The organism is Hydrogenimonas sp. (assembly GCF_029933015.1).
Classification (GTDB): Bacteria; Campylobacterota; Campylobacteria; order Campylobacterales; family Hydrogenimonadaceae; genus Hydrogenimonas.
Genome location: NZ_JAOZOZ010000130.1, coordinates 1 through 4,595 on the forward strand (window position 1 = coordinate 1; position 4,595 = coordinate 4,595).

10 protein-coding genes are annotated in these 4,595 nt (G+C 52.6%); all 10 read right to left on the reverse strand.

What is annotated here, in order from left to right:
• Positions 1 to 77 precede the first annotated feature (77 nt).
• Entirely contained in the window at positions 78 to 1,340 is a 1,263-nt protein-coding gene (gene secY / locus Q1K23_RS07905; RefSeq protein WP_300363621.1) for a preprotein translocase subunit SecY, read from the reverse strand.
• Between the two features lie 2 nt (positions 1,341 to 1,342).
• The gene (rplO, locus tag Q1K23_RS07910; protein ID WP_300363623.1) at positions 1,343 to 1,741 is read right to left on the reverse strand and encodes a 50S ribosomal protein L15; all 399 of its coding nucleotides are present in this window, start codon (positions 1,739 to 1,741) and stop codon (positions 1,343 to 1,345) included.
• 3 nt (positions 1,742 to 1,744) lie between these two features.
• Positions 1,745 to 2,188 (reverse strand): 30S ribosomal protein S5, encoded by a 444-nt coding sequence (rpsE, locus tag Q1K23_RS07915; RefSeq protein WP_092912926.1) that lies wholly within the window; start codon positions 2,186 to 2,188, stop codon positions 1,745 to 1,747.
• A gap of 10 nt (positions 2,189 to 2,198) precedes the next feature.
• Positions 2,199 to 2,555: a 50S ribosomal protein L18 gene (gene rplR / locus Q1K23_RS07920; protein WP_300363626.1), complete on the reverse strand. Its 357-nt coding sequence runs from the start codon at positions 2,553 to 2,555 to the stop codon at positions 2,199 to 2,201.
• A gap of 10 nt (positions 2,556 to 2,565) precedes the next feature.
• Positions 2,566 to 3,099 (reverse strand): 50S ribosomal protein L6, encoded by a 534-nt coding sequence (rplF, locus tag Q1K23_RS07925; protein WP_300363627.1) that lies wholly within the window; start codon positions 3,097 to 3,099, stop codon positions 2,566 to 2,568.
• 11 nt (positions 3,100 to 3,110) lie between these two features.
• On the reverse strand, positions 3,111 to 3,506 hold the full coding sequence (gene rpsH, locus Q1K23_RS07930) for a 30S ribosomal protein S8 (RefSeq protein WP_300363629.1): 396 nt from the start codon (positions 3,504 to 3,506) through the stop codon (positions 3,111 to 3,113).
• 9 nt (positions 3,507 to 3,515) lie between these two features.
• Complete coding sequence (locus Q1K23_RS07935) at positions 3,516 to 3,701, reverse strand: type Z 30S ribosomal protein S14 (protein WP_286336179.1); 186 nt, start codon at positions 3,699 to 3,701, stop codon at positions 3,516 to 3,518.
• Positions 3,694 to 4,245 carry a 50S ribosomal protein L5 gene (gene rplE, locus Q1K23_RS07940; RefSeq protein ID WP_300363633.1) on the reverse strand — a complete coding sequence of 184 codons (552 nt, stop codon included), beginning with the start codon at positions 4,243 to 4,245 and terminating at the stop codon, positions 3,694 to 3,696. Before rplE ends, Q1K23_RS07935 begins: the two co-directional genes overlap by 8 nt.
• Position 4,246: 1 nt before the next feature.
• Positions 4,247 to 4,483 carry a 50S ribosomal protein L24 gene (rplX, locus tag Q1K23_RS07945; RefSeq protein WP_201351987.1) on the reverse strand — a complete coding sequence of 79 codons (237 nt, stop codon included), beginning with the start codon at positions 4,481 to 4,483 and terminating at the stop codon, positions 4,247 to 4,249.
• Positions 4,483 to 4,595: uL14 family ribosomal protein (locus tag Q1K23_RS07950; protein ID WP_300363635.1), on the reverse strand; the 113-nt coding region annotated here is incomplete at its 5' end. The genes Q1K23_RS07950 and rplX, both read right to left, overlap by 1 nt.

The following is a 4,595-nucleotide window of genomic DNA, read 5'->3' on the forward strand; positions in this document are numbered from 1 at the left end:
TGGAGCGTCTCCCCGACAATCTTGTTCGCTTTGCGTAGTTTCTCGATCTCGGCAGGTTTGCGGATCGCTATAGACATCTACAGACCTACCGCGCTGAGCGTTTCGTATTTGCTCATATAGATCTGGGCTTCGATCTTTCGCATCGTATCGAGTGCGACCTGCACGACGATAAGAACGGCCGTACCGCCGAAGTAGAAAGGTACACCCATGCTTTTGACCAGTACCCACGGCAGCGTGGAGATGATGGCAAGATAGATGGCCCCCCAGAATGTCAGACGGCTCGCCACCTCGTTGAGAAATTCGGCCGTATGTTCACCCGGACGCACGCCGGGAATGAATCCGCCCTGACGCTTGAGGTTTTCGGCGATATCTTTCGCGTTGAAGACGATCGAAGCGTAGAAATAGGCGAAAAAGATGACGAACAGGAACATCATGATGTTGAATGTGTAGCTGTTCGGATTCAGGAAATCCGATATTTTCTGAACGATCGGATTGGTCGAGGCCTGAAGGATCGTGCTCGGGAACATCAGAATCGCAGAAGCGAAAATCGGCGGAATGACGCCCGAGAGGTTCACCTTGATCGGAATGTAGTTCATGACACGCTTCTTCTGGTTCTGCATCATCACCTTGCGGGAGTAGCTCACCGGCACCCGCCGCTCCCCCAGCTCCACGTAGATGATGAAACCGACCGTGGCGATGATGATCGCCAGGATAGCCAGCACGACGAGGAAGTTGAGTTCACCCGTGTTGACCAGGTTGATCGTACCGCCGATCGCCGTCGGAATCGAGGAGACGATACCGGCGAAGATGATCAGCGAAATACCGTTACCGACGCCTCGCTGGGTGATCTGTTCTCCGATCCACATCAGCAGCATCGTACCCGTCAGCATCGAAAACGCAGCCAGTGTGACGAAAGTCGTCGTATCGATCATGATCGCGCTCTCGCCTCCTTTTCCGGTAAGACTCTGCAGACCTATGGCCACACCCACCGCCTGGATCAACGTGATCGCGATCGTCGCGTAACGGATGATCTGCATATACTTCGTCATCCCGTCGCGCTCTTTTTTCATTTTGCCGAGCTCGGGGAAAGTTGCTGCGAGAAGTTCCATGATGATCGATGCGGTAATGTAGGGCATGATACCGAGAGAGATGATACTGAGTCGGCTGATCGCGTTACCGCTGAACATATTGAACATGCCCAGAGCATTGGAGGAGTTGGAGTCAAAAAAATCTTTGATGACGTCGACGTTGACACCGGGGACCGGCACGTAGGCCAGGATCCGGTATGCCAGCAAAAATCCCAATGTGATCAGGATTTTATTGACCAATGATTTGTTCATTGTTATTTTCCGCTGGTGGTGATACGCTCGTCTTTGATTTTGGCGGCAAGCTCGCGAGCCGCTTTGCCGATCAATTTAACGCGCTTGTGTTTACCTTTGATGGTATGAACACTCTGAAGTGTCTCCATGGTGATCTCTTCGAGCTCCGCGATGGCGGGTACACGCTCGATGTTGATCACGTACGGTTTTTCCACACGGGAGCGGAAACCGACTTTCGGAAGACGGCGCTGAATCGGCTGCTGTCCACCCTCGAAACCGCGTTTTTGCTTGTAACCGGTTCGGGACTTCTGGCCTTTGTTTCCGCGTGTGGCGGTCTTGCCCATGCCGCTTCCCTGGCCACGGCCGACACGCTTGCGGTTTTTCGTGCTCCCCTGAGCGTTTGTAAGATTGTGCAGTGACATCGCTTATCCTTTGATTCGGCTTAGCGCTTCAACAGTGGCCCGAACGAGGTTGTTCGGATTGTTGGAGCCCAGTGATTTGGTCAGGATATCCTTGATACCCGCGAGTTCGATGACGGGACGCGCCGCACCACCCGCGATGACTCCCGTACCTTCGCTGGCCGGTTTGAGCAGAATTTTGCTCGAATTGTATTTGTGTTCGATATCGTGCGCGATCGTCGAACCCTTGATGTTGACTTTGACCAGGTTCTTGAAGGCTTCGTCGATTCCCTTGCGGATCGCATCGGGAACCTCTTTCGCCTTGCCCATACCAAAGCCGACTGTGCCGTTGCGGTCACCCACGACGACAAGCGCTGTAAATCGGAAACGACGACCGCCCTTGACAACTTTCGTGACACGGCCGATGTTTACGATGACTTCTTCGAAATCTTCTCTGTTAATATTTTCCATCATTCTACCCTTACACCTGTATTCCGTTTTCACGCAAAGCTTCGGCGAACGCCGCGACCACACCGTGATAGATGTAACCGTTACGATCGAATACCGCTTTGTCGAGACCCTTTTCTTTCATCGCGTTCGCGAGCGCTTCCGCGACCTTCGCGGCCGCTTCCCTGTTCGCTTTCAGACCCATGGCACGGCCGTCCGCCGCAGCCACGGTAACGCCGGCTACATCGTCGATCGCCTGGGCGTAGACGTGCTTGTTCGATCGGAAAATGGTAACACGCGGTTTTTCGGCCGTACCGAAAATCTTGCCGCGTACACGGGCTTTTCGTTTTGCTCTCTGAGCATTTTTCTTCAAAAGTAGTGTTTTGTTCATTGTTTAACCCTTACTTACCTGTTTTACCGGCTTTGCGGAGAATCACTTCATCCACATACTTGACGCCTTTGCCTTTGTAGGGCTCCGGCGGACGGAATGCACGGATTTCTGCAGCGACCTGACCGACTTTCTGCTTGTCCTGCCCTTTGACGGAGATGATGTTCTTCTCCACGGCGATCTGGATTCCTTCCGGAATCTCGTAGTTGATCGGATGGGAGTAGCCCAGCTGCAGTTCGAGCGTCTTGCCTTTGACGGCGGCCCGGTAACCTACACCGTTGATTTCGAGCTTCTTCTCGAAGCCCTGCGTCAGACCGATGATCATGTTCTGCGTCAGTGCGCGGTAGGTTCCCCAGAACGCACTGCTGGCCTTGTCCTCGCCTTTTCTGTGGAAGATGATCTCTTTGTCGGTGACTTCGATATCGACACGTCCGTGCGTATCGAGGCGCTTGACATCTTTTCCTTTGGAAACGACAACTTCTGTACCCTCGACCTTCACTTCGATGCCGGCCGGGATATCAATCGGTTTCTTTCCTATACGTGACATATTCTAATTCCTTACCAGATACTACAAAGCACTTCGCCGCCGATGCCGCGCTTGTACGCTTCATCGTTGGCGAGAACGCCCTGAGATGTGCTTACGACGATGGTGCCGTAGCCGTTTTTGAATCGTTTGATCTCTTCCTTGCCCTTGTAGACCCGGCGGCCGGGTTTGGAGATACGTTTGATCTCGTTGATGACGGTTCGGCCGTTGTCGTCATACTTCAGTACGACGTTAATGCTTTTCTTGCCGTCGTTTTCAACCACTTTGTAGCTCTCGATGTAACCTTTCTCCTGAAAGATTTTCATGATCGCTTCAATCATTCTGCTATACATCAACGAAGTTACTTCCAAACGTCGCATCGATGCGTTTCTGATCCGTGTCAAAGAATCTGCAATCAGATCGTTCACCATGCTATCTCCTTACCAGCTTGCTTTTTTGATGCCAGGAAGAAGTCCTTCGCTAGCCATTTTGCGCAGACAGATACGGCAGATGCCGAAATCTCTGTACACAGAGTGCGGGCGGCCGCAGATGCTGCAGCGCGTGTACGCACGAACTTTGAATTTTGGTTTTCGCTGTTGCTTCGCAATCATCGATTTTTTAGCCATTTTGTCGTCCTTTTGCAAAAGGCAGTCCCAGCTTCTCGAGAAGCGCGAACGCCGCTTTGTCGCTGTCAGTCGTCGTGACGATGGTGATGTTCATACCATGCGTCTTGATGATGTTGTCGTATTCGACTTCGGGGAAGATCAGCTGCTCGTCCAGACCGAAGTTGTAGTTTCCGTGACCGTCGAAACCGTTGCGTGAAACGCCGCGGAAGTCCTTCACGCGCGGCAGCGCGATCGAGATCAGTTTGTCGAGGAAGTTGTACATCATGTCGCCGCGGAGTGTCACTTTGACACCGACCGGCATACCTTCACGCACCTTGAAGCCCGCGACAGACTTTCTCGCCGGAACGATCAGCGCTTTCTGACCGGAGATCAGGCTGATGGTGTCGGCGATGTTCTGGACCACTTTCGTATCTTTCGCATCGTCGCCGCATCCGACGCTGATGACGATCTTTTCGAGTGCCGGAATCAGCATCGGGTTTTCGAGTCCGAGCTCCTCCTTGAGGACCGGCTTGAGTTCGTTGTATTTTTCTTTGAGTCTCAACATCTTATGCACCTTCTACTTTGCGAACGTTGGAGATGTGAATCGGCATCTCTTTGTTGACGAAACCACCCTCGGGATTCTGTTCGGTCGGCTTGACAGCCTTTTTGACCACTTTGCATCCCGCGACGATGACGGCGTCTTTGGCCGGAAGGACCTGGAGGACCTCCGCCTTCTTGCCTTTGTCGTCTCCGGCGATAATTTCGACCGTATCGCCCTTTTTGATCTTGAATTTCTTAGCCATTAGAGTACCTCCGGTGCAAGCGATACGATTTTCATGAAGTTCGCGTAGCGCACTTCACGGCTGACAGGTCCGAAAATACGTGTACCGATCGGCTCTTTCTTCGTATCGAGAA

Excerpts from the sequence above, each read along its gene's own strand:
- secY (WP_300363621.1), bottom strand. The coding sequence starts at position 1,340 with ATGAACAAATCATTGGTCAATAAAATCCTGATCACATTGGGATTTTTG.
- rplO (WP_300363623.1), bottom strand. The coding sequence starts at position 1,741 with ATGTCACTGCACAATCTTACAAACGCTCAGGGGAGCACGAAAAACCGC.
- rplE (WP_300363633.1), bottom strand. The coding sequence starts at position 4,245 with ATGTTGAGACTCAAAGAAAAATACAACGAACTCAAGCCGGTCCTCAAG.
- rpsE (WP_092912926.1), bottom strand. The coding sequence starts at position 2,188 with ATGGAAAATATTAACAGAGAAGATTTCGAAGAAGTCATCGTAAACATC.
- Q1K23_RS07935 (WP_286336179.1), bottom strand. The coding sequence starts at position 3,701 with ATGGCTAAAAAATCGATGATTGCGAAGCAACAGCGAAAACCAAAATTC.
- rplX (WP_201351987.1), bottom strand. The coding sequence starts at position 4,483 with ATGGCTAAGAAATTCAAGATCAAAAAGGGCGATACGGTCGAAATTATC.
- rplR (WP_300363626.1), bottom strand. The coding sequence starts at position 2,555 with ATGAACAAAACACTACTTTTGAAGAAAAATGCTCAGAGAGCAAAACGA.
- rplF (WP_300363627.1), bottom strand. The coding sequence starts at position 3,099 with ATGTCACGTATAGGAAAGAAACCGATTGATATCCCGGCCGGCATCGAA.
- rpsH (WP_300363629.1), bottom strand. The coding sequence starts at position 3,506 with ATGGTGAACGATCTGATTGCAGATTCTTTGACACGGATCAGAAACGCA.